The 22064-nt window shown below is 53.5% G+C and carries 19 protein-coding genes and 1 pseudogene; 11 read left to right on the top strand and 9 right to left on the bottom strand.

All coding sequences use genetic code 11. From position 1 onward, the window contains the following. Positions 1 to 21: 21 nt before the first annotated feature. The 3 genes from DFO56_RS04390 (at position 22) to tyrR (ending at position 4150) form a co-directional block, all read left to right on the top strand. Complete coding sequence (locus tag DFO56_RS04390; RefSeq protein ID WP_045508612.1) at positions 22 to 1419, top strand: YcjX family protein; 1398 nt, start codon at positions 22 to 24, stop codon at positions 1417 to 1419. Further along, positions 1416 to 2465 (top strand): YcjF family protein, encoded by a 1050-nt coding sequence (locus DFO56_RS04395; RefSeq protein WP_045508093.1) that lies wholly within the window; start codon positions 1416 to 1418, stop codon positions 2463 to 2465. The genes DFO56_RS04390 and DFO56_RS04395 overlap by 4 nt, the downstream gene beginning before the upstream one ends. Positions 2466 to 2608: 143 nt before the next feature. Next, on the top strand, positions 2609 to 4150 hold the full coding sequence (gene tyrR, locus DFO56_RS04400; protein ID WP_016495900.1) for a transcriptional regulator TyrR: 1542 nt from the start codon (positions 2609 to 2611) through the stop codon (positions 4148 to 4150). 49 nt (positions 4151 to 4199) lie between these two features. Here the strand turns inward: tyrR and tpx are convergent, their stop codons facing one another. Further along, positions 4200 to 4706: a thiol peroxidase gene (gene tpx, locus DFO56_RS04405; protein ID WP_017457215.1), complete on the bottom strand. Its 507-nt coding sequence runs from the start codon at positions 4704 to 4706 to the stop codon at positions 4200 to 4202. A gap of 117 nt (positions 4707 to 4823) precedes the next feature. Here tpx and ycjG point away from each other — a divergent pair, with 117 nt between their 5' ends. Next, positions 4824 to 5789, top strand: a complete 966-nt coding sequence (gene ycjG / locus DFO56_RS04410; protein WP_045508096.1) for an L-Ala-D/L-Glu epimerase — start codon at positions 4824 to 4826, stop codon at positions 5787 to 5789. Here ycjG and mpaA read toward each other — a convergent pair. Continuing rightward, positions 5780 to 6493, bottom strand: a complete 714-nt coding sequence (gene mpaA / locus DFO56_RS04415) for a murein tripeptide amidase MpaA (RefSeq protein ID WP_045508098.1) — start codon at positions 6491 to 6493, stop codon at positions 5780 to 5782. The two genes, ycjG and mpaA, sit on opposite strands and share 10 nt — an antisense overlap. Before the next feature lie 188 nt (positions 6494 to 6681). Between mpaA and DFO56_RS04420 the strand changes: the two genes are divergently transcribed. Together DFO56_RS04420 and DFO56_RS04425 are read left to right on the top strand one after the other, a co-directional pair. Further along, positions 6682 to 8298: an ABC transporter substrate-binding protein gene (locus DFO56_RS04420; protein ID WP_045508099.1), complete on the top strand. Its 1617-nt coding sequence runs from the start codon at positions 6682 to 6684 to the stop codon at positions 8296 to 8298. 408 nt (positions 8299 to 8706) lie between these two features. Further along, positions 8707 to 8895 (top strand): YdiH family protein, encoded by a 189-nt coding sequence (locus DFO56_RS04425; RefSeq protein WP_044489640.1) that lies wholly within the window; start codon positions 8707 to 8709, stop codon positions 8893 to 8895. Between the two features lie 55 nt (positions 8896 to 8950). Here DFO56_RS04425 and DFO56_RS04430 read toward each other — a convergent pair whose 3' ends face one another. Both DFO56_RS04430 and DFO56_RS04435 read right to left on the bottom strand, forming a co-directional pair. Then, a complete protein-coding gene (locus DFO56_RS04430; RefSeq protein WP_045508101.1) occupies positions 8951 to 10171 on the bottom strand; it encodes a sensor domain-containing diguanylate cyclase in 1221 nt (406 codons plus the stop codon). 98 nt (positions 10172 to 10269) lie between these two features. Further along, positions 10270 to 12405, bottom strand: coding sequence for a bifunctional diguanylate cyclase/phosphodiesterase (locus DFO56_RS04435; protein WP_045508615.1), 2136 nt, complete (start codon positions 12403 to 12405; stop codon positions 10270 to 10272). A gap of 457 nt (positions 12406 to 12862) precedes the next feature. Here DFO56_RS04435 and DFO56_RS04440 point away from each other — a divergent pair, with 457 nt between their 5' ends. The 4 genes from DFO56_RS04440 (at position 12863) to dbpA (ending at position 17016) form a co-directional block, all read left to right on the top strand. Continuing rightward, positions 12863 to 14038 (top strand): methyl-accepting chemotaxis protein, encoded by a 1176-nt coding sequence (locus tag DFO56_RS04440; RefSeq protein WP_045508104.1) that lies wholly within the window; start codon positions 12863 to 12865, stop codon positions 14036 to 14038. 145 nt (positions 14039 to 14183) lie between these two features. Continuing rightward, positions 14184 to 15167 carry a zinc transporter ZntB gene (gene zntB, locus DFO56_RS04445; protein WP_016495909.1) on the top strand — a complete coding sequence of 328 codons (984 nt, stop codon included), beginning with the start codon at positions 14184 to 14186 and terminating at the stop codon, positions 15165 to 15167. Between the two features lie 271 nt (positions 15168 to 15438). Continuing rightward, on the top strand, positions 15439 to 15612 hold the full coding sequence (locus tag DFO56_RS24710; RefSeq protein ID WP_016495910.1) for a hypothetical protein: 174 nt from the start codon (positions 15439 to 15441) through the stop codon (positions 15610 to 15612). Positions 15613 to 15642: 30 nt separating this feature from the next. Next, positions 15643 to 17016: an ATP-dependent RNA helicase DbpA gene (gene dbpA, locus DFO56_RS04450; protein WP_045508107.1), complete on the top strand. Its 1374-nt coding sequence runs from the start codon at positions 15643 to 15645 to the stop codon at positions 17014 to 17016. Between the two features lie 38 nt (positions 17017 to 17054). On the opposite strand, the gene ttcA is transcribed toward dbpA, so the two are convergent. Then, positions 17055 to 17990 (bottom strand): tRNA 2-thiocytidine(32) synthetase TtcA, encoded by a 936-nt coding sequence (gene ttcA, locus DFO56_RS04455; RefSeq protein ID WP_016495912.1) that lies wholly within the window; start codon positions 17988 to 17990, stop codon positions 17055 to 17057. After that, a pseudogene (locus tag DFO56_RS24885) lies at positions 17990 to 18246 on the bottom strand (hypothetical protein); the annotation flags it as partial. The gene ttcA and the pseudogene DFO56_RS24885, both read right to left, overlap by 1 nt. Before the next feature lie 174 nt (positions 18247 to 18420). Here DFO56_RS24885 and DFO56_RS04465 point away from each other — a divergent pair. Continuing rightward, a complete protein-coding gene (locus DFO56_RS04465; RefSeq protein WP_114413833.1) occupies positions 18421 to 19707 on the top strand; it encodes an AppA family phytase/histidine-type acid phosphatase in 1287 nt (428 codons plus the stop codon). A gap of 124 nt (positions 19708 to 19831) precedes the next feature. Here DFO56_RS04465 and DFO56_RS04470 read toward each other — a convergent pair whose 3' ends face one another. From DFO56_RS04470 to DFO56_RS04480, 3 genes are all read right to left on the bottom strand, one after another. After that, on the bottom strand, positions 19832 to 20674 hold the full coding sequence (locus tag DFO56_RS04470; RefSeq protein ID WP_045508113.1) for a helix-turn-helix transcriptional regulator: 843 nt from the start codon (positions 20672 to 20674) through the stop codon (positions 19832 to 19834). A gap of 48 nt (positions 20675 to 20722) precedes the next feature. Next, on the bottom strand, positions 20723 to 21586 hold the full coding sequence (locus DFO56_RS04475) for an MBL fold metallo-hydrolase (protein ID WP_233500373.1): 864 nt from the start codon (positions 21584 to 21586) through the stop codon (positions 20723 to 20725). A gap of 123 nt (positions 21587 to 21709) precedes the next feature. Then, positions 21710 to 22036 (bottom strand): antibiotic biosynthesis monooxygenase, encoded by a 327-nt coding sequence (locus DFO56_RS04480; RefSeq protein ID WP_045508119.1) that lies wholly within the window; start codon positions 22034 to 22036, stop codon positions 21710 to 21712. Between the last annotated feature and the right edge of the window lie 28 nt (positions 22037 to 22064).

Here is a 22064-nt window from a genome sequence, read left to right on the forward strand (position 1 = left end):
CTAAGGCAAAACGCAATGGCGATGGATCGATTTCGTAACGAATTGAATGCGCTGGTTAACCGCGGAATGGACAGGCATTTGCGTCTGGCGGTGACCGGCCTGAGCCGCAGTGGCAAAACCGCATTTATTACCGCACTGGTTAATCAATTACTGAACATTCATGCAGGTTCACGTCTGCCGTTGCTAAGCGCCGTGCGCGAAGAGCGGCTGCTTGGCGTGAAACGCGTGCCGCAGCGTGATTTTGGTATTCCCCGTTTTACCTATGATGAGGGGCTGGCGCAGTTGTATGGATCGCCGCCGGTCTGGCCGACGCCGACGCGCGGCGTCAGCGAAATCCGCCTTGCGCTGCGTTTTCGCTCCAATGATTCGCTGCTGCGCCATTTCAAAGAGACCTCCACGCTTTATCTGGAAATTGTCGACTATCCTGGCGAATGGCTGCTGGATTTACCGATGCTGGCACAGGATTACCTGAGCTGGTCGCGGCAAATGACTGGCTTGTTGCAAGGGCAGCGTCAGGCGTGGTCGGCGCAATGGCGCGCCCTGTGCGCGGGGCTTGATCCGCTGGCTCCAGCGGATGAAAACCGGCTGGCCGAAATTGCTGCGGCGTGGACGGACTATTTGCATCAATGCAAACGAGAGGGGCTGCACTTTATTCAACCTGGCCGCTTTGTTCTGCCCGGTGATATGGCGGGCGCGCCCGCGCTGCAATTCTTCCCGTGGCCGGACGTTGACGGCACCGGGGAAGCGAAACTGGCGCAGGCCGGTAAACACACCAACGCCGGGATGCTGCGTGAACGTTACAACTATTATTGCGAGCATGTCGTCAAAGGTTTCTATAAACACCATTTCCTCAAGTTTGATCGCCAGATTGTACTGGTCGATTGCCTGCAACCGCTGAACAACGGCCCGCAGGCGTTTAACGATATGCGGCTTGCGCTCACACAACTGATGCAAAGTTTCCACTACGGTCAGCGAACGCTGTTTCGCCGCCTGTTTGCGCCGGTTATCGACAAACTCTTATTTGCCGCCACCAAAGCCGATCATATTACCGTCGATCAGCACGCCAATATGGTGTCGCTGTTACAGCAACTGATCCAGGACGCCTGGCAAAACGCGGCGTTTGAAGGCATCAGTATGGATTGTCTGGGGCTGGCTTCTGTGCAGGCGACGCAAAGCGGCATCATTGATGTGAATGGCGAGAAGATCCCGGCGCTGCGCGGGCATCGTCTGAGCGATGGCGTGCCGCTAACCGTTTATCCCGGTGAAGTGCCCGCGCGGTTACCGGGGCAGGCATTCTGGGACAAGCAAGGTTTTAATTTTGAGGCGTTCCGCCCGCCAGTGATGGATGTTGATACGCCGCTGCCGCATATCCGCCTGGATGCGGCGCTGGAGTTTTTGATTGGAGATAAATTGCGATGACCGAGCCGCTAAAACCGAGAATCGATTTCGCAGGCCCGCTGGAAGCGGAAAGCAGCGCGCAGTTTAAGCGGGCGCAGACCTTTAATGATAAGCAAGCGGAAAACTTTGCTCCCGCCGTGGTTGATGAACTGCCGGAAGAGGGGCAAGCCGAGGCGGTGGTCGAGGCTTCGCTGCGGCCAAAACGGAGCCTGTGGCGCAAAATGGTCACCGCCGGGTTGACGTTGTTTGGCGTAAGCGTGGTCGGACAAGGTGTGCAGTGGGCAATGAACGCCTGGCAAACTCAGGACTGGGTGGCACTGGGCGGCTGCGCCGCCGGCGTGTTGATTGTTGGCGCAGGTGTCGGTTCGGTTGCCAGCGAATGGCGACGGCTTTGGCGTTTACGCCAGCGTGCGCAGGAACGCGATGAAGCGCGTGATTTATTGCACAGCCACGCCACCGGGAAAGGGCGGGCTTTTTGCGAAAAACTGGCGCGGCAGGCAGGTATCGATCAGGCACACCCGGCGCTACAGCGCTGGTATGCGGCGATCCACGAAACGCATAACGATCGAGAAATTGTCAGCCTGTATGCGCATCTGGTTCAGCCCGTGCTGGATACTCAGGCCCGGCGTGAAATCAGCCGCTCGGCGGCGGAATCCGCGCTGATGATCGCCGTCAGTCCGCTGGCGATGGTCGATATGGCTTTTATCGCCTGGCGCAATCTGCGGCTGATCAACCGTATCGCCACGCTGTACGGTATTGAACTCGGTTACTACAGCCGTCTGCGTTTGTTCCGCTTAGTGCTGCTGAATATCGCTTTTGCGGGTGCCAGCGAACTGGTGCGTGAAATTGGCATGGACTGGGTCTCGCAGGATTTGGCGGCCCGGCTTTCGGCGCGTGCGGCGCAGGGGATTGGCGCCGGGCTGTTGACGGCGCGCCTCGGTATTAAAGCGATGGAGCTGTGTCGTCCGCTGCCGTGGCTTGACGACGATAAGCCGCGCCTTGGCGATTTCCGCAGGCAATTGATTAGCCAGTTGAAAGAGACGCTTCAGAAACGCTCCGCTGACTAAAAAACCGGCGCTGCGCGCTTACCTTTACGCCGCAGTGCCGCTTTTCTCCGCAAACTGTCAATATTTGTTGACAGATATCTTCCTGCCAACCGCGAACTGGCTTATCATCCTTTCATTACGTGAATGAATAAGGGCGAATTCCCATGCGTCTTGAAGTTTTTTGTGAAGACCGGCTTGGTCTGACTCGCGAATTACTGGATTTACTGGTGCTGCGCGGTATCGACTTACGCGGGATAGAAATTGACCCTGTCGGGCGGATCTACCTGAATTTCGCCGCGCTCGAATTTAACACCTTCAGCAGCCTGATGGCTGAAATTCGCCGTATCCCCGGCGTGACGGATGTGCGTACCGTGTTGTGGATGCCATCTGAACGCGAACACCGCGCGATGAGCGCGCTGCTCGAAGCGCTGCCGGAGCCGGTATTGTCGCTGGATATGAAAAGCAAAGTGGAACTGGCGAACCCGGCCAGCTGCCAGCTTTTTGCCCTGGATGCCGATAAACTTCGTAACCACAACGCGGTACAGCTAATTGCAGGGTTTAATTTCCAGCGCTGGCTCGATGGTAACCCGCAAAATTCGCATAACGAGCACGTCGTTATCGCCGGGCAAAATTTCCTGATGGAGATAACGCCGGTACACCTGGAAGGCGAGACCGGCGAACCGGTGCTGACCGGTGCGGTGGTGATGCTGCGTTCGACTATTCGTATGGGTCGCCAGTTACAAAACCTGAGCCAACAGGATCTCAGCGCGTTCAGTCAGATTGTCGCCGTGAGCCAGAAAATGCGTCAGGTGGTGGAACAGGCGCGGAAACTGGCGATGCTCACCGCACCGCTGCTGATCACCGGCGATACCGGCACCGGTAAAGATTTGCTGGCGCATGCCTGCCATCTTGCCAGCCCGCGCGCGGCGAAACCTTATCTGGCGCTGAATTGCGCGTCCATTCCGGAAGAGTCCGTCGAAAGCGAGCTGTTTGGTCATGCGCCGGAAGGGAAAAAGGGCTTTTTCGAGCAGGCGAACGGCGGCTCGGTGCTGCTTGATGAGATTGGCGAAATGTCGCCGCGTATGCAGGTGAAACTGCTGCGTTTTCTTAACGATGGTACGTTCCGGCGTGTCGGCGAAGATCATGAAGTGCATGTGGATGTGCGCGTGATCTGCGCAACGCAGCGCAATCTGGTGGAGCTGGTGCAAAAAGGGCTGTTCCGTGAAGATCTTTACTATCGCCTGAATGTACTGACGCTGAACTTACCGCCGCTGCGCGATCGTCCGCAGGATATCATGCCGCTGACGGAGCTTTTTGTGGCCCGTTTCGCCGATGAGCAGGGCGTTCCACGACCAAAACTGTCGCAAGATGTGCATCAATTGCTCAACCGCTATGGCTGGCCGGGTAACGTGCGCCAGTTGAAAAACGCCATTTACCGGGCGCTAACGCAGCTGGAAGGCTACGAGCTGCGCGCTCAGGATATTCAACTGCCGGATTATGACGCCGCCACAGTGCCGGTGGGCGAAGATGCCATGGAGGGATCGCTGGATGAGATCACCAGCCGTTTTGAGCGCTCGGTGCTGATCCAGCTTTATCGCAACTATCCCAGCACGCGTAAACTGGCGAAGCGGCTCGGCGTTTCGCACACCGCGATTGCCAATAAACTGCGGGAATATGGCTTGAGCCAGAAGAAGGGCGACGAGTAGAAAAGAAAAAGCCTCCATTGCGGAGGCTTTTTTGTTGGTGTCAGGTTAATTAACCTTTCAGCACGTCCAGCGCGGCGGTGTAATCCGGCTCGTTGGTGATCTCATTCACCAGCTGGCTGAAAACAACAGTGTCGTTTTCGTCAATCACCACCACAGCACGCGCCGCAAGGCCTTTCAGTGCGCCATCAGAGATGCCAACACCGTAATTTTCGAGGAAGTCAGCACTGCGCAGCGTCGAAAGGGTAATAACATTGCTCAGACCTTCAGCACCGCAAAAACGGGACTGGGCAAATGGCAGGTCAGCAGAAATGCACAGCACCACGGTGTTGTTCATCTCAGTTGCTAACTGGTTAAATTTACGCACAGAAGCCGCGCAAACGCCGGTATCGATGCTTGGGAAAATGTTCAGCACTTTACGTTTACCCGCGAACTGGCTCAGTGCGACGTCGGACAGGTCTTTAGCCACGAGCGTGAACGGCTTGGCTTTTGCGCCAGCCTGCGGGATAGCGCCTGCAACCGGAACCGGATTGCCCTGAAAATGAACGAGTTGTGACATAATATCTTCCTGTTTACATATAGTTAACGTCGGCGCTAGTTTATGCCATCCACGGAGAGCACGGCAAACCAATTTTCATATCTATACTGGTTTAGACCTGCGGCAGAGGAGTGAGGAATGAGAAGCGTCAAAGTGTATGAGGAAACCTGGCCGCTGCATACGCCGTTTGTGATTTCGCGCGGTGCGCGCAACGAAGCGCGCGTGGTGGTGGTCGAGCTGGAAGAGGATGGCATAAAAGCCGCCGGGGAATGTACGCCTTACCCGCGTTATGGTGAAAGCGAGGCATTTGTCATGGCGCAAATCATGACGATTGTGCCGCAACTGGAAAACCGCCTGACGCGTGAAGAGCTGCAAACCCTCCTGCCGCCGGGTGCTGCGCGAAACGCGGTTGACTGCGCCTTGTGGGATTTACAGGCGCGCAAAGCGGCTATCTCGCTGGCCCAGTCCGCTGGTGTCAGTTTGCCGGAAACTATTATCACCGCTCAAACAGTGGTGATTGGCACACCGGAACAGATGGCGGCCAGCGCCGCCGCGCTCAGCGAAAAGGGCGCTCAGCTGCTGAAAATTAAGCTGGATGACCATTTGATCAGCGAAAGGCTGGTGGCAATTCGCGCTGCCGCGCCCGAAGCGACATTAATTGTGGATGCCAATGAGGCCTGGCACAGTGAAGGGCTTGCCGCGCGATGCCAGTTGCTGGCGGATCTCGGCGTTGCCATGCTGGAACAGCCGCTGCCAGCCGATGAGGACGATGCACTGGCGAATTTCATCCATCCGTTGCCGATTTGCGCGGATGAAAGCTGCCACACCCGAGAAAGCCTCGCTCACCTGCATGGGCGCTATGAAATGGTGAATATCAAGCTGGATAAAACCGGCGGATTAACCGAAGCGCTGGCGCTGGCGCATGAGGCGTCTCAACAAGGATTCACGCTGATGCTTGGTTGTATGATCTGTACGTCGCGCGCCATCGCGGCGGCGCTACCACTTGCCAGCCAGGTGCGTTTTGCCGATCTTGATGGCCCGACCTGGCTGGCGGTGGATGTTGAACCGGCGCTGCATTTCAGCACCGGAAAACTTCATCTTTGAGGATCCCAGTGCAGTAGCGCCGTCATTGCCGCAAGGTATTTCTCGCTGGCTTCATCAGAGGAGATCGGCGGGAATTCGACGGTGATACAGTGCAAATTGATATCTGCACACCAGCTGCCAAACGATCCCGGCGTTTCGTAACCGACGCTGGTGACCAGCGGCAGGGAAAATTCATCCGCGAGCCATTTCCCAAGCGCGCTCTGGCGCGGATCTTCAACGCAGGCCAGCGGATCGTGGAATGTCACGACCCACGCCGGGTGAATGCGATGGATAAGCTGGCACAGCGCCTGCGTTTCCGGTTCTGAACCGGGCGCATCGCCTGTCAGCAAGACGACATCACGATCTTCAGCCGCACTGTTCCAGCGATACACCGTTTCACCGGGTTTCCAGTTGGCCGCCGGGAAATTACGGTTAAGATCAACCCCGTTCGCGTTTGCGCGCAGACCAAGCTGGCAACCATCCGGGTTGACCGCCAGCACCACGTGATGATGACGTAAATCTGTCTTAAGCGTGCGCAACGCGCAGGAGAGGGTCACCACGGACGAATTCTCGTCACCGTGCGTTCCGGCGATAATGAGCCCGCTTTCACGCGTGGCAATGGGGGCGGGAAACCAGATCAGCGGCGCGCCTAACAGCGAGCGACCAAACTCTTCACTGCCGGGGGCAAATGCGCCTCGTTGAGCACGCGGGCGTGTGGCTGGCATAGGCTTCCTTTTATTGTCGTTTATTTACAGCAAGTGTTGAGCATAAAGCGATGCGACGCAAATCATGCCATGAGGGTTAATTTGGCGTCCAGCCTCAATTTTCCGCTGTCCGCTGTTTGCATTCTCCCAAGTTAAAACAAATAATTACCTCATCTTTTGCCGGGAAGTTATACCAATGAGGGGATCCCATGAAGCATCGAATTTCAGCGCTGAGCTGCGCGTTCTGGCTGTGCGGTTTTTCTGTAAGTGCACTGGCGGCGGATGTGCCGCCGGGTACCCAACTCGCCGAGAAACAGGAAGTCGTTCGCCATGTTAAAGATGAACCTGCAACGTTAGATCCGGCGAAAGCCGTTGGCTTGCCGGAAATTCAGGTCATCCGCGATCTCTTTGAAGGGCTGGTGAATCAGAACGAGAAGGGCGAAATCGTTCCGGGCGTTGCCAGTAAATGGCAAAGCAGCGATAACCGCACCTGGGTATTTACGTTGCGGGACGATGCGCGCTGGTCCGATGGTTCGCCGGTGACGGCAGAGGATTTTGTCTATAGCTGGCAGCGACTCGTTGATCCGAAAACCACTTCACCCTTTGCCAGTTTTGCTGCGCTGGCGGGCATTGCGAATGCGAAAAGCATTACGGAGGGTAAAGAGGCGGTGGATAAACTCGGCGTTAGCGCCGTTGATGCGCGCACGTTGCGGGTGCAACTGGAGCGGCCATTGCCATGGTTCCCGAGTTTAGCCGCCAGTTTTGCCTTTTACCCGGTGCAAAAAGCCAATGTGCAAAGCGGTGCTGATTGGACGCGCCCTGGCAAACTGGTGGGCAATGGCGCTTATGTACTTGCCGATCGCGTAGTGAACGAAAAGCTGGTGCTCGAACGTAACAATCATTACTGGGACGATGCGAAAACGGTTATCCAGCAGGTCACGTTTGTACCGATCAATCAGGAGTCTGCGGCCACCAAACGCTATCTGGCGAACGATATCGACATTACGGAATCTTTCCCGAAAACCCTCTATCAAAAGTTACTTAAAGATATCCCCGGACAGGTCTATACACCGCCGCAGCTTGGCACCTATTACTATGCGTTTAACACCCAGAAAGGGCCGACTGCCGATGCGCGTGTGCGGCTTGCATTGAGCATGACCATTGATCGGCGGGTGATCGCGCAGAAAGTGCTGGGCACCGGTGAAAAACCAGCCTGGCGCTTCACGCCGGATGTTACCGCCGGATTTACGCCGCAGCCCTCGCAAATTGAACAGATGAGCCAGGACGAGTTGAACGCGCAGGCAAAAACGTTATTGCAGGCGGCAGGCTACGGCCCGCAACGTCCGCTGAAACTGACGCTGCTGTATAACTCTTCAGAAAACCATCAGAAAATCGCGATTGCGGTGGCGTCAATGTGGAAAAAGAGCCTTGGCGCGGACGTCAAATTGCAGAATCAGGAGTGGAAAACCTATATCGACAGCCGTAACAGCGGCAACTTTGATGTTATCCGCGCGTCGTGGGTCGGGGATTACAATGAACCTTCCACTTTCCTGTCGGTGCTGAACTCGACGAACAGCGGCAACATTCCACGTTTCAACGATGCGGCGTACGACAAAGTGCTGGCGCAAGCGGCGCTGGAAACCAACGCCCAGGCGCGAAACGCTGATTATAACGAGGCGGAACATATTCTGGCGGAAAAAGCGCCGATTGCGCCGATTTATCAGTACACCAACGGGCGTTTGATTAAACCATGGCTGAAAGGTTATCCGATCAATAACCCCGAAGATGTGGCTTATAGCCGTACGCTTTATATTCTGAAGCACTGATAAAAAAATCCCCTTACGTCACGGGAAGTAAGGGGAAACTCATTGATTACGGAATGGTTCCTGTCTGAGCAGGAGTGGTGCGAATTTTACTTAGGGAATGTGAAGGGACAATGGAGGAAATAAGGAGACGCATTTTTACGCTTTCCCCTGTCTTTTCAACAAATAAGCCCGTGTCGTTGAGCGGGCTAAAAAACTGGAAGTAATGTCGTACGCAATACATCTGCATCATTGACTCAACGATTCGTTATTAAGAAAGTTCATTTTACCATCTAAGTACGCAACCCATTTTTAAAAGGGGCTTTTAAAATTATCTTCCTCCGCGAAATGCCGCCTTTTTACGATTTTGGTCAAAAAACAGACAATGCAGTGTGCTATAGTGGTCAGGTTTTCACCACGAAAGAGGATGCTATGGAGACTGAATTAGACCCAACCCAACTGGCAATTGAATATCTGCGTCGCGACAAAACCACGCTGACACCGGCGGAATACTTAAAAAAACTCAAACAATTGCGCCTGGAGTTTGCGGATTTGCTGACGCTGTCGCACAGCGAGCTGAAAGAAGAGATTGATTTTGCCTGGCGTCTGGGTATCCACTAACTCAGCAACATCACTGCAATGCGCCCGTCAGACGGGCGCTTTTTTTTGCTTGTTATCATGCGGCCAGTACCCGGTTTCGCCCGTTATTCTTCGCCAGGTATAACGCCTCATCCACGCGTTTAAAGAGGGCATCCAGGTCTTCATCAGGCAGATGGTGCGCCACACCAATACTCACAGTAAAGCCAGGCAGATCCGCGATGTTGATACTGGCCACGGCCTGGCGTATCCGTTCCGCTACGTTTAGTGCCATATCCGTGGTGGTATGCGGCAGTAGTAACAGGAACTCTTCGCCGCCCCAGCGGAAAACATAATCGCCTGAGCGGCAGTTCGTCTCAAGCATTCGCGCCAGTTCAACCAGTACCTGGTCACCTTTTTGATGACCAAACTGATCATTGATACCTTTGAAATGATCGGCGTCGACCAGCAGCAAACTGAAATCAAGCCCCGTCGGCAGAATGTGTTCCGTCAGATGATAAAACTGGCGGCGGTTCAGCAGGCCGGTGAGCGCATCGCGATGCGCGGCGTATTCCAGTTCCTGCTCAAGGCGTTTTTGTTCGGTGATATCGTGAATAATGCACAACATTAAACGCTTGCCATAAATCTCAACCGGCCCGGCGTACGTTTGTACATGGCGTGTGGAACCATCCGCGAGTTGATGAATAAAATTTAATGGCTTATGCCCGCCAGGCAGATTCGACACTTCCTGCATCACCGGTAATACGCTGCGCCCAAGCGTATTGATCTCCCAGGTGTGTTTCTGGCACATCTCTTCGTGGTCATAACCATAAAAACGTAGCGCAGCGAGGTTGGCATCGACAATCAACCCATCACGAATGGGATCGATAAGCAGCATTGGCGCGGATGTTGTGTAAAAAAAGCGGGCGTAAAAACCTTGCTTGTGTGGGCGATACGTTGGCGAGTGGTGCGCTTTTAGCGCCGCCGCCGCGGCACCTGACACGCCTTCAAACAGCAGCACTTCACCGGCGTTTTCCAGCGTACGCAACACGACACGGCAACTGATGGTGGTCTCTTCACCATCCGGACAAACACTCCAGATTTCGACCACATCTTCATGATTTTGTAAGCTGGGCAGGTACATGGCCAGGCTGAGTTGCGCATAAGCAGAGTATTTTCCGTTTCGCATCTCAGTGAGTGAGCGTCCTGCCGCGATTTTCAGCGCTTGCGCATTCGCGAACAGTAACGCTTCTGTGTCAGGAGCAACCACCCAAACCGGGGTGGAGAGCACATTCAACGCATCCAGGTGATGTTTAAGCATGGCGACTCCCCTTAATCATGTATGTTGCAACGCGGTCACAAGTGACACATCAGCGGCAATTTAATGACTTTCTTGCAACATACCTGAAAATTAGGGGTTTATGCGGGCTTTTTTTGTGACGAATCTGAACATTCCAGCGATAAAGTGAATCTTTTTTGCTGGAGCAGCACCGCCACTTTCTCGACCGGTAAAGGACGGGCAAAAAGAAACCCTTGCAGATAAGCGCAGCCCATATTGGTCAGCAACGCCTGCTGCTCGGCCGTTTCGATACCTTCCGCGACGACATGCATGTTCATGGAATGTGCAATATCAATGATCGTGGAGACAATTTTAACGTTGCGGCTGTTATCGCGAATGTCCTTCACAAAACTTCTGTCGATTTTAAGCTCTGTTGCCGGTAACCGTTTCAGCATCAGCATATTGGAGTAGCCCGTGCCAAAATCATCAATGGCGACCGTGATACCCATTTGCGCGAACTGGTTAAGCAACTGCACACTGCGCTCGATGTTTTTCAGCGCAGTGTTCTCCGTGATTTCAAGCGTCAACTGCATGGGATCGATATGGTAGCGTTGCAGTGAATCGGTGATTTGGTCGTAAATATCATGCTGCTCAAACTGGCTGGGTGAGAGGTTGATAGCAAGCGTCAGATGACGAAAACCCAGGTTGTTCCAGTGATGTAACTGCCTGCATGCTGCATCAATTACCCAACGCCCGACAGAGATGATTAGCCCCGTTTTTTCCAGCATCGGTAAAAAGGTTGCGGGCAGCAAAACCCCTCGTGTCGGGTGACGCCAGCGCAGTAACGCTTCGAAACCTGCCAACGCATGCTCCGGCGCGTGGTACTGCGGTTGATACCAGAGTTCAAACTGATCGCGTGACAACGCCTGCGATAAATCCTGCAAAAACAGCGGATCGTCGACGGTTTTCTGCGCCATGCCGGCATGAAAAACAGCCCAGCTGTTTCGGCCTTCCTGTTTTACGCTGTACATTGCCGTGTCGGCTTTCAGTTTCAGCTCGTGGGCGGTATCGCCATGCTGCGGGTAGTAACTGATCCCGGCGCTAAGTGAAACATTAATGACATGATTCAGCTCGCAGAAGGGCTGTTGAATGGTGGCTACAAGGTGTTTTACCAGCGCCTCAACTTCGTCTTCGTGGGTGTCCGGCACCAGCAGGGTAAATTCATCCCCGCCCAGACGTGCCAGCGACATTTTTTCGCTGATACAGGCGGATAATCGCCCGGCAACCGCCACCAGCAGTTGGTCACCTATGTGATGTCCCCAGGCATCATTGACCAGTTTAAAGCGATCTAAGTCCATATAAATCAGTGCGAAAGTGCTGCGTGTCTCCGATGCCTTGCTAAGGCAAGCATCAAGAAGATTGTCGAGCTGGGAGCGGTTTGCCAGCCCCGTTAGTGGGTCATAATAGGCTTGTTTTTCAAGTTGTTGATTAAGCTGGCGCAGGCTGTCCGTCAAACGTGATGTACGCAGTTGGGAATCAATCATCGAAATGAACAGCATGATGCCGAAAATCACCAGTGTCGTCGTGGCAACCCACAATGACAGCCCCAATTCGCCGACGTCATGGCTCATCAGCGTTGTTGCATGGCCGCGGATCACAATGCCTGTGCCATCGTTGCTGAATGTGGCGGCACTCATGGCGGTATAATGCATCGCACTGATAGAAGCACCCATTATCAGGGCTGCAAAGACGCGATTAATAAAGACGCCATGGGTATTTTGCCGCAGGCTAAAGGCCAGCCAAAGGGCAACCCAGGCACTGAAAAATGCAATGGCTACCGAAAGCGCAATCAGCGCAACGTTCCAGTAAATAGTAAGGAAACCCATCATCGACGCCATACCCAGATAATGCATGGATACAACGCCGGTACCGAGCAGTAAGGAAGCGAACAGTAGACGTTTTGTCGGCAGTGTTTTACCCGCTACGGCAATATTGATAGCAAGTATGGATGTCAACATCGCGATAATAAATGAGAGGAGGGTAAGTTCTAAATCGTAATGCATCATCACCGGCATTTTCATTGCCAGCATGCCGACATAATGCATCGACCAGATACCGATCCCCAGGGTGGCGCCACCCGAAAAACGCCAGAATATTGCGCTGCGAGGTTCAGACGTCGCAACTTTGCCTGCGCTATCCAGTGCGACAAATGAAGCAATGAAAGCGACCAGAAAAGAGATGCCAATCAGAATGGGGTCCCACGAAACGTAGAGCATCATGCAATCCACACAGGCAAAAAAAGATGATATGTAATCCTGGCACTAATTTTAGCAGCTAACCTAATGAATTTAATGGCTACGCTAATTTTATTATTGCAGGGGCGAATAAACTAATAATAGCTCTTTATTTATTCATCGGCTGTTATGACAATAACTTAAATAAAGTGAATGATTTAACATATGATAAAATTATCTTAAGTCGCGAATATTATTTCTCATTAGTATGGGGTGCATCATTTCTTATATGATATATGTTAACGAGCAATTCTGCTTGCTCAATATATTGTTATATCAGTATCTGCTGAGTGGAAGTTAAACTTCTCATTTAAATCGACTTAAGTGAAATTGAAATTATTTAAAGGTGAACATTATTTGGCATCAATTTCGCCGTGTAAAAGTACATTGCGGATGCTATAAGGATCTTACCGTCCCCGGTGTTCAGGTGGGTTTCCCTATGTTGCGAAATATTAGCGTAAGAACATTTATTATTTTATATCTTCTGGTCTCTTTTTTTATTCTTGATGTATTAGTGATCGTTGTCTCAAAAAATATCGTTCTATTTGCCATGACAAGTGTTGTTTCCCTCACATCATTGACGCTTCTCTGGTTTTATATGACGCAATATTTGGTGACGCCGATAAACACGGTAAAAAAAAGCATAGAAGAAGTCACATCGGGAAACCTTTCTATCGTTATTCCTGAGTTTGGTAATAATTGCGCGGGTCGGTTAATTCCGGGCATTAACAGCCTTTCTGCCAGTATCGCGAGCCTGGTGAAAGAAATTCGCGCCTCTTCCGATACCGCGCTGGAGCTTTCGGCGCAACTGGCCTCACGCAGCGCCGATCTGTCTGTTAAAACGGAAGAGCAATCTGCCGCGCTGGTGCAAACGGCGTCCAGTATGGAGCAGATGGCTTCCAGCACGAAGAACAACGCTGACAATACCCGCCTCGCAAGTACCCGGGCAAAAGATGCCACAACCTGCGCGCAAAAAGGGGGCAAGCTAATGGGGCAGGTGGCGAAAAATATGCAATCGATAACCGATTGTGCCGGTCAGATGACCGAAATTATCTCCATCATTGATGGTATTGCTTTTCAGACAAATATTCTGGCGCTGAACGCGGCAGTAGAAGCGGCACGCGCCGGGGATCATGGCAAAGGTTTTTCCGTCGTGGCGGGCGAAGTGCGCAGTCTCGCGCATCGCAGCGCGGAAGCGGCGAAAAACATTAAATCGCTGATTGCTGTTACCACCGATAACGTTAACCAGGGCGCGACCGTCGTTGGTGAAGCCGAGCAGAACATGCACGAGATTGTCTCTGGTGCGAGCGTGGTGAGTAAATTAATGGATGAAATCGCCGTCACGACGCTGCAGCAGGAAAAGGGGATCTCGCAGATCACACTGGCGCTGGCGGAGCTGGAAAAAGTGACGCAAAGCAACGTCACCATGGTGGATGAACTGGCGGGCTCGTCGGATGTTTTACAACACCAGGTGGAGGGCTTACTGCAACGTATTGGTAAATTCCGCCTGGCGGCGGTAAAAGCACAGGATGCGGTACTGCCAGCAAAAGTCTCCCCTCCACGCGTCAGTGCTCCGCTGCTGGGTAAGCAGGAAAATTACTGGCACTCGTTCTGATTGCGGTGATAGCCGTAAAGGCCCGGGAAACCGGGCCTTCTTTTTTGCATTGTTTGTTAATTTGTTAATAAATTCAGCGTGATGATTGCTTAACGTTGCCATATGGCTAGACTTGCCAAAACACCATGCGGATTGTGGAGGTCCTGTGGAAGCAATTAAAGGAACTGATGTGAACGTTCCGGATGCGGTATTTGCCTGGCTGTTGGACGGAAAAGGCGGCGTGAAACCGCTGGAAGATAATGATGTTATTACCGCAAGCACACCGTGCTGGGTGCATCTGAATTATACCAACCCGGAGAGCGCCCAGTGGCTGGAAACCACACCGGTGTTGCCGAACAGCGTACGCACGGCGCTTTCCGGGGAGAGCATGCGCCCCCGGGTAAGCCGCATGGGCGAGGGGACGTTAATTACCTTGCGCTGCATAAATGGCAGCACGGACGAGCGGCCGGATCAACTGGTAGCGGTGCGCGTTTATATGGATGAGCGCATGATTGTGTCAACACGTCAGCGCAAAGTGCTGGCGCTGGACGATGTGGTCAGCGATCTGGAGGAGGGAACCGGCCCGACGGATTGTGGCGGCTGGCTGGTGGATGTGTGCGATGCGCTGACCGATCACGCCAGCGAGTTTATCGAATCGCTACACGATAGGATTATCGACCTTGAAGATAACCTGCTCGATCAGCAAATTCCGCCGCGCGGCATCCTGGCGTTGCTGCGTAAGCAATTGATTGTGATGCGCCGCTATATGGCGCCGCAGCGCGATGTGTTTGCCCGGCTGGCCAGCGAACGTTTGCCGTGGATGAGTGACGATCAGCGCCGACGGATGCAGGATATTGCCGATCGCCTTGGTCGCGGGCTCGATGAGATTGATGCCTGTATCGCCCGTACCGGCGTGATGACCGATGAAATTACCCAAGTCATGCAGGAATCACTGGCGCGACGCACTTATACGATGTCTTTGATGGCAATGGTTTTTCTGCCGAGCACATTTTTAACCGGGTTGTTTGGCGTCAACCTTGGCGGTATCCCCGGCGGTGGCTGGCATTTTGGCTTTGCGCTTTTTTGCATGATGTTGGTGGTGCTGATCGGTGGTGTTACCTGGTGGTTGCATCGTAGTAACTGGCTGTAAAATTTCACTTTTTTAACAAAAATTGAACATAAAAACGCCGCATTAATTGAGCGAGGTCAATAAACGAAACACCTGTTCAGGGCAATATTCATCTCGCAGGTGAATGCAACGTCAAGCGATGGGCGTTGCGCTCCATATTGTCTTACTTCCTTTTTTGAATTACTGCATAGCACAATTGATTCGTACGACGCCGACTTAATAGTCGGCTTTTTTTTGCCTCCGTGTTCTCGCCGTCTACCCTTAACGAGAAGCCCACAAAAAGGAGGCAATGATGAACGCACTCTATTTTTCTTCCCCACAGTTGAGCGATCCGGTGCCAACCGATCCGGTTCCAATCCCCGACCCGATCCCACGCCCGCAACCAATGCCGGATCCGCCGCCGGATGAAGAGCCGATTAAAATGTCGCGTTATAAAGGCAGATCTGAGAGGATACGCGCCTGCTAAACGTAAGCCTTTTTATCGCGAGAAAACATTGTGACCGCTTTTTCAACCCTGAATACTTTGCCCGCAGCCCAGATCGAAAACCTCAACGAACTGGGCTATCTCACCATGACACCCGTCCAGGCGGCGGCGCTGCCCGCTATTCTTGCGGGTAAGGATGTCCGGGTACAGGCGAAAACCGGCAGCGGTAAAACAGCGGCGTTTGGCTTAGGGGTGTTGCAGCACATTGATGCCAGCCGTTTTCAAACGCAGTCCCTCATTTTATGCCCCACGCGTGAGCTGGCGGATCAGGTGGCAAACGAGCTGCGTCGCCTGGCGCGTTATATGCCGAACATCAAAATATTGACCTTGTGCGGTGGGCAGCCTTTCGGGGCGCAGCGCGACTCGTTACAGCACGCGCCGCATATTATTGTTGCCACGCCGGGCCGCCTGCTGGATCACCTGCAAAAAAGCACCGTTGCTCTCGATAACCTGCAAACGCTGGTGATGGATGAAGCGGATCGTATGCTGGATATGGGGTTTAGCGACGCCATCAATGAGATTATCGCTTTTGCCCCGGCTTCGCGCCAGACGCTGCTGTTTTCTGCGACCTGGCCGGAAGCCATTGCCGCCATTAGCGGTCGTGTGCAGCGCAATCCGGAAACAATTGAAATCGACACCGTTGACGCACTGCCAGCAGTAGAACAGCAATTTTTCGAAGTTTCCCGCAGTGGCAAAGCCAGTTTGCTGCAAAAGCTGCTCAGCGAACACCGCCCGGCATCCTGTGTGGTGTTCTGCAACACCAAAAAAGATTGCCAGGAAGTGTGTGATGCACTGAACGCCGCCGGGCAGGATGCCCTGGCGCTGCATGGCGATCTGGAGCAGCGCGATCGCGATCAGACGCTGGTGCGTTTCGCCAATGGCAGCGCCCGTGTGCTGGTCGCCACCGATGTTGCCGCGCGTGGGCTGGATATCAAATCACTGGAGCTGGTAGTGAACTACGAGCTGGCGTGGGACCCGGAAGTTCACGTACACCGCATCGGGCGTACCGCGCGTGCGGGTAACAGCGGTCTGGCCATCAGTTTCTGTGCGCCGGAAGAAGCACAGCGCGCGAATATTCTGGCCGAGATGCTGCAACTGAAGCTGAACTGGCTCAATCCACCGGCTAACGTCAAAGTCGTTCCGCTGGAAGCCGAAATGGCAACGTTGTGCATTGATGGGGGCAAGAAAGCCAAAATGCGCGCCGGTGATGTGCTCGGGGCGTTAACGGGAGAAATGGGGCTGGATGGCGCGGATATCGGCAAAATCACCCTCCACCCGGCACACGTTTATGTCGCTGTGCGTCAAAGCGTGGCGCGTCAGGCGTGGAAGCAATTGCAGAACGGGAAAATTAAGGGCAAGACCTGCCGTGTGCGGTTGCTGAAATAAAGCAAAAAGCCTCTCTGGCGCACCAGAGAGGCACAACGTTATTTCACTTCAATGACGTTGAGGCGTAGCTCATCGAGTTGCGAATCATCCTCTTCCGGCTGCCAGCCCGCCGGTTGCAGCGGGATCTCTTCCCGATCAAAGGCCAGATCGCCGCCGTTCACCACTTCAGAGCCGTGGGTGATGCCTTTAAAGTCGAACAAATTAATATCGCTCAGGTGCGAAGGCACCACGTTTTGCATCGCGCTGAACATGGTTTCGATGCGTCCAGGATAGCGTTTGTCCCAGTCACGCAGCATATCGGCAATCACCTGGCGTTGCAGGTTCGGCTGGGAGCCACACAAGTTGCACGGAATAATGGGGAACCCTTTGGCTTCCGAGAAGCGCTCAATATCTTTTTCGCGGCAGTACGCCAGCGGGCGAATCACGATGTGTTTACCATCATCGCTCATCAGTTTTGGCGGCATTCCTTTCATTTTTCCGCCGTAGAACATGTTCAAAAACAGCGTTTGCAGGATGTCATCGCGGTGGTGACCAAGGGCGATTTTTGTCGCACCCAGTTCCGTCGCTGTGCGGTAAAGAATGCCGCGACGTAAGCGTGAGCAGAGCGAACAGGTGGTTTTGCCTTCCGGGATCTTCTCTTTAACGATACCGTACGTGTTTTCTTCCACAATTTTGTATTCCACGCCCAGCGTATCCAGATACTGCGGCAGAATATGTTCCGGGAAACCCGGCTGTTTCTGGTCGAGGTTAACGGCCACCAGCGAAAAGTTGACCGGCGCGCTCTGTTGCAGGTTGCGCAAAATTTCCAGCATGGTGTAACTGTCTTTGCCGCCGGAAAGGCAAACCATAATGCGATCGCCTTCTTCAATCATGTTGAAGTCGGCAATGGCCTCGCCCACGTTACGGCGCAGACGCTTTTGCAGTTTGTTAAGGTTGTACTGTTCTTTCTTTGTAATCTCTTGCTTTTCAATCATTATTTTGTCTCTGGAAGCGTCAGGGGCACCGCAGGGGCAAACCACATCATGATAGGGCTGCTGCTGATGAGCATGCCTTTCTGATCCTGGTTCATTTCCTCTCGCCATGCACCGTAAATTTCGTAAACCCTTTGCCCTTTTCATGCACATTAACTGGCGATGAAAATGGGCTTGTGCTGGCAGTCAAGCACCAGCAGGCAAAAGTATGTCGCGTATGGTACGGATTCCGGCGGCGAATACCAGCACGTTTTACGGCTGGTACCAGGCGCAGGCAATAAATGAAAGGGGCATCGCTCATCTTTTTTCAGGTGCGGTATAAAACCTATTCATCAATAGAGGAGTAAAATCATTTTCGCCAGGATGTGTAATCAGCTTGTGAAGAAACAAGCCGTTATCTAATCATCGAAGGGAGGTAAAAGTGATAAGAGCAATGATTGTTCGCGCAGGAGTGTTACTCCTTTTCTTTTTTTCATTTCAATTACAGGCAAAAGAAGACCCCGGAATGACGCTGGAGCGCGTCGTGATCGTTAGTCGTCACGGGGTGCGCGCGCCAACCAAGTTCACGCCACAAATGCGCGAAGTGACACCCTTTCAGTGGCCCCAGTGGGATGTGCCGCTGGGATGGCTCACACCGCGCGGAGGACAACTTATAGCGGCACTGGGGCATTATCAGCGTCTGCGGCTGGCAGATACGGGGTTACTGACAGATAAAACCTGCCCGGATGAGAGGCATGTGGCAGTGATTGCCGATACCGATCAACGAACCCGCAAAACAGGTGAAGCATTCCTGACGGGGCTGGCGCCTGAATGTCCTGTTCCTGTGCATTATCAGCAAGACAAATCGAAGACAGACCCGCTTTTTAACCCGATAAAAACGGGTAAATGTTCATTTAACACATCGGCGGTGAATGAGGCGATTTTAACGAAAGCGGGAGGAAGTATTGAGCAATTCACGCAGAAATATCAGCCAGCTTTTCAGACTCTGGAGCACGTTTTAAATTTCCCTGCCTCAGAGAAATGCAAAACCGCCGGGGATAGCCGTGCGTGTTCATTCACCAAAAATATCCCCACCAGACTCAACATCAAGCCTGATAACGTCTCCTTACCTGGCGCGTGGGGGCTTTCTTCAACACTTACGGAAATCTTCCTCCTGCAGCAAGCCCAGGGGATGGCGGACGTGGCGTGGGGAAGGATCGCAGGAGAAAAAGAATGGCAATCGCTATTAAGCCTGCATAATGCCCAGTTTGATCTGTTACAAAGAACACCTGAAGTGGCGCGGAGCCGGGCGACCCCCTTACTTGATTTAATACGCACGGCATTGACCACCAACGGCGCTGATCAGCATCACTACGGCATCACATTTCCTGTTTCTGTGTTGTTTATTGCCGGACATGATACCAATCTCGCCAATCTCAGCGGTGCGTTAGATCTTAACTGGTCGCTGCCGTCGCAACCCGATAATACCCCGCCGGGCGGAGAGTTGGTTTTCGAACGCTGGAAACGGGTAAGCGACAACACGGACTGGGTTCAGGTGTCGTTCGTTTATCAGACCCTGCAGGAGATGAGAGAGAGGCGCGCTTTCTCGCTGGATAACCCGCCGGGGCGGGTGGATCTTGCGCTCAAGGCGTGCAGTGAGAAGAATGCGCAGGGCATGTGTTCCTTAAACAGTTTTGCAAAGCTGATTGAATCGGTGCGCGTTGCTGATTGTGGCTTATAAAAAAACACGGCTTTCGCCAGAAAACTGAATCTTACGACCCGCTGTAAAATCCTGTGCCCCGAACATTGCTAAAGAAACGGGGCGCAGGCTATTCGCGCTTAATATGCCATTGAGCCTGTTTGTTTTAGCGAAAAACGGAAGGTTCTGCGCCGTAGCGTTTACTGAACTGACGGCTGAAACTGGCGACCGACGCGTAGCCAACACGCGCGGCAACTGTTTTTATCGGTATGCGGGTTGTCATCAGTAACTGAAGCGCACCGGCAATCCGTGCATCGGTGATCACCGCGCTGAGCGTAGTATTTTCAGCCGCAAGACGGCGGCGAAGCGTGGCGCCGCTAATATTGAGCCGCTCTTCAATCTCACCGGTAGACCAGTGATACGCCGGATCACTGCTTACCATGTTGCGTATCATCATGGCGATCCCCGGCGGCTGAAGACGCAACAAACCGTGATGTCCCATCTCAAACAATCTGATCACAATCTCAAGCATTGCATGTATTGATAGTGCCCGGTTTCCGGCCCGCAGCGCGGCGACCCAGCGGGTCATCGGGGCGATAAATTGTGCCAGCGGTTCAGCGCCGACGTTTCCGGGCGTTGCCGGGGGTAAAACGCGCAGTAACAGCCGGGCGGCCTCCAGTTGCTCCTCGGCCATTAACACTGTCAGCGCGAGAAACTCGCCGCTATCGGGATCGGGCGTACACTCAATATCAATGCTACGGGCGTTGGGGAACACCAGCATCTCGCCGGGCGGTACGCAGACCCACTGATCCTGCTCGCGGTAACGAAACGTGCCGCGCAGGGGGAAGGAGAAGGTCGCACCGTCGACCTGAAACTTATTAACCTGCCAGCTTTGCATGGCGCGCAGGCAACAGCAGGGGAAGGCGAGTTCGGAACAGGCCAGCTCCAGTAATTCATTGAGCAGGATTTCTGTTTCTCGTGCATCGGCGTGTAAAGCGGGGCTTATCATTTGTCTTCTCTGCAAGGCTGGTTCCGGCAGGTTTCCTGCCGGAGAAACTTACATTGCGTAATGCAACGCGTAGCTTTTACCGCTACGGCTGAGTTTTGCCGTGGTCGGGAGGTTAAAGTGCATACCGCAAACGGCAATATTATCTGTCGCGACGCGATCCAGCAGGGCGCTGCGCGTTTTTGCCGCCAGCGCCGGGTCGCGGTCATAAGCAATCGAGACATCAGGCCGGGCTATCTGAATGTGCGGGAAATGGACAATATCTCCCCAGATAAGCAAAGCGTCTTTCTCATTGCTAAGCAGAAAACCGCTGTGACCCGGGGTATGACCAAAAAGCGGCACCGCCTGAATACCGGGCAGAATATCCTCTTGCTTAAAGGTCACCAGCCGGTCGTCGTATGCGCTGAATGCATTCCTTGCGATGTCATATGAGCGCTTGAGCCCCTCCGGTGCGCTGGCATATAGCGTTTCATCCCGCCAGAAGGCGAGCTCTTTCTCATGCACGAACAGGCGCTGCACGTTACTGAACAGAGGAGTCTGCTGCGGGCCGGCAAGACCGCCAATGTGATCGCGGTGACCATGGGTTAACAGGACGGTATCGATACGGCGGGGATCAATGCCCGCTGCGGCAAGGGCAGCCGGTAACACGCCGCTTGCGCCGTCGGGCGTACCGGTTCCACTATCGATAAGAATGGTGTGTCCGGCGGTTTCGACCACGCAGGCATTAATATTCATGCGCGGCAGGGGCGAAACGCCACTGGCGGTCAGTAACGCTTCGGCCTGGTCGGTTTCAATACCGTTCAACAGCGCAAAAGTACCTTCAAGGTAACCGTCACTGAGTATCGTGACGGTGATGTCCTGCAATTGCTGGCGTTTGATTACGGGCGTTGGCTCAAGCGTCCGGGATGTCATCATAATCCTCGCTTTGTTTTCATCACATTCCGTTGAATGTCGAATACAGCGTAACGAAAAAGCGTGCGCTTATTTGTTCAATGCGGTGCGTTTTGCGCTCATTATGCGTGGTGCACGAGCACACTGTTACTGGTCCTGCGCCTGAAAAGAATACTCTTTTTCCACCAGGCAGATGCGGGTCGTGAACGAGCGATACCACTTTTCACGCCCGGTTTTCTGCGCAATCAGATGCCCGGCGTTCATCTTCCAGTTTTTGATAGCGTCAAGCGATGTCCAGTAAGAGACGGTAATACCAACCTCTTCACGGGCGGAATCCACGCCCAGGAAGCCGGGTTGAGTCACCGCCAGTTCCATCATGCGATCGGACATGGCGCCGTAGCCATCATCAACGTCGGTGCGCACGGAGGTGAAAATCACTGCGTAATAGGGAGTGGGGTGGTTAAGTGCTGACATAGCGATTCCTGATGCGGGTTGTCTGCTC

This window comes from Kosakonia sp. AG348 (genome assembly GCF_003337365.1).
Lineage (GTDB): Bacteria > Pseudomonadota > Gammaproteobacteria > Enterobacterales > Enterobacteriaceae > Kosakonia.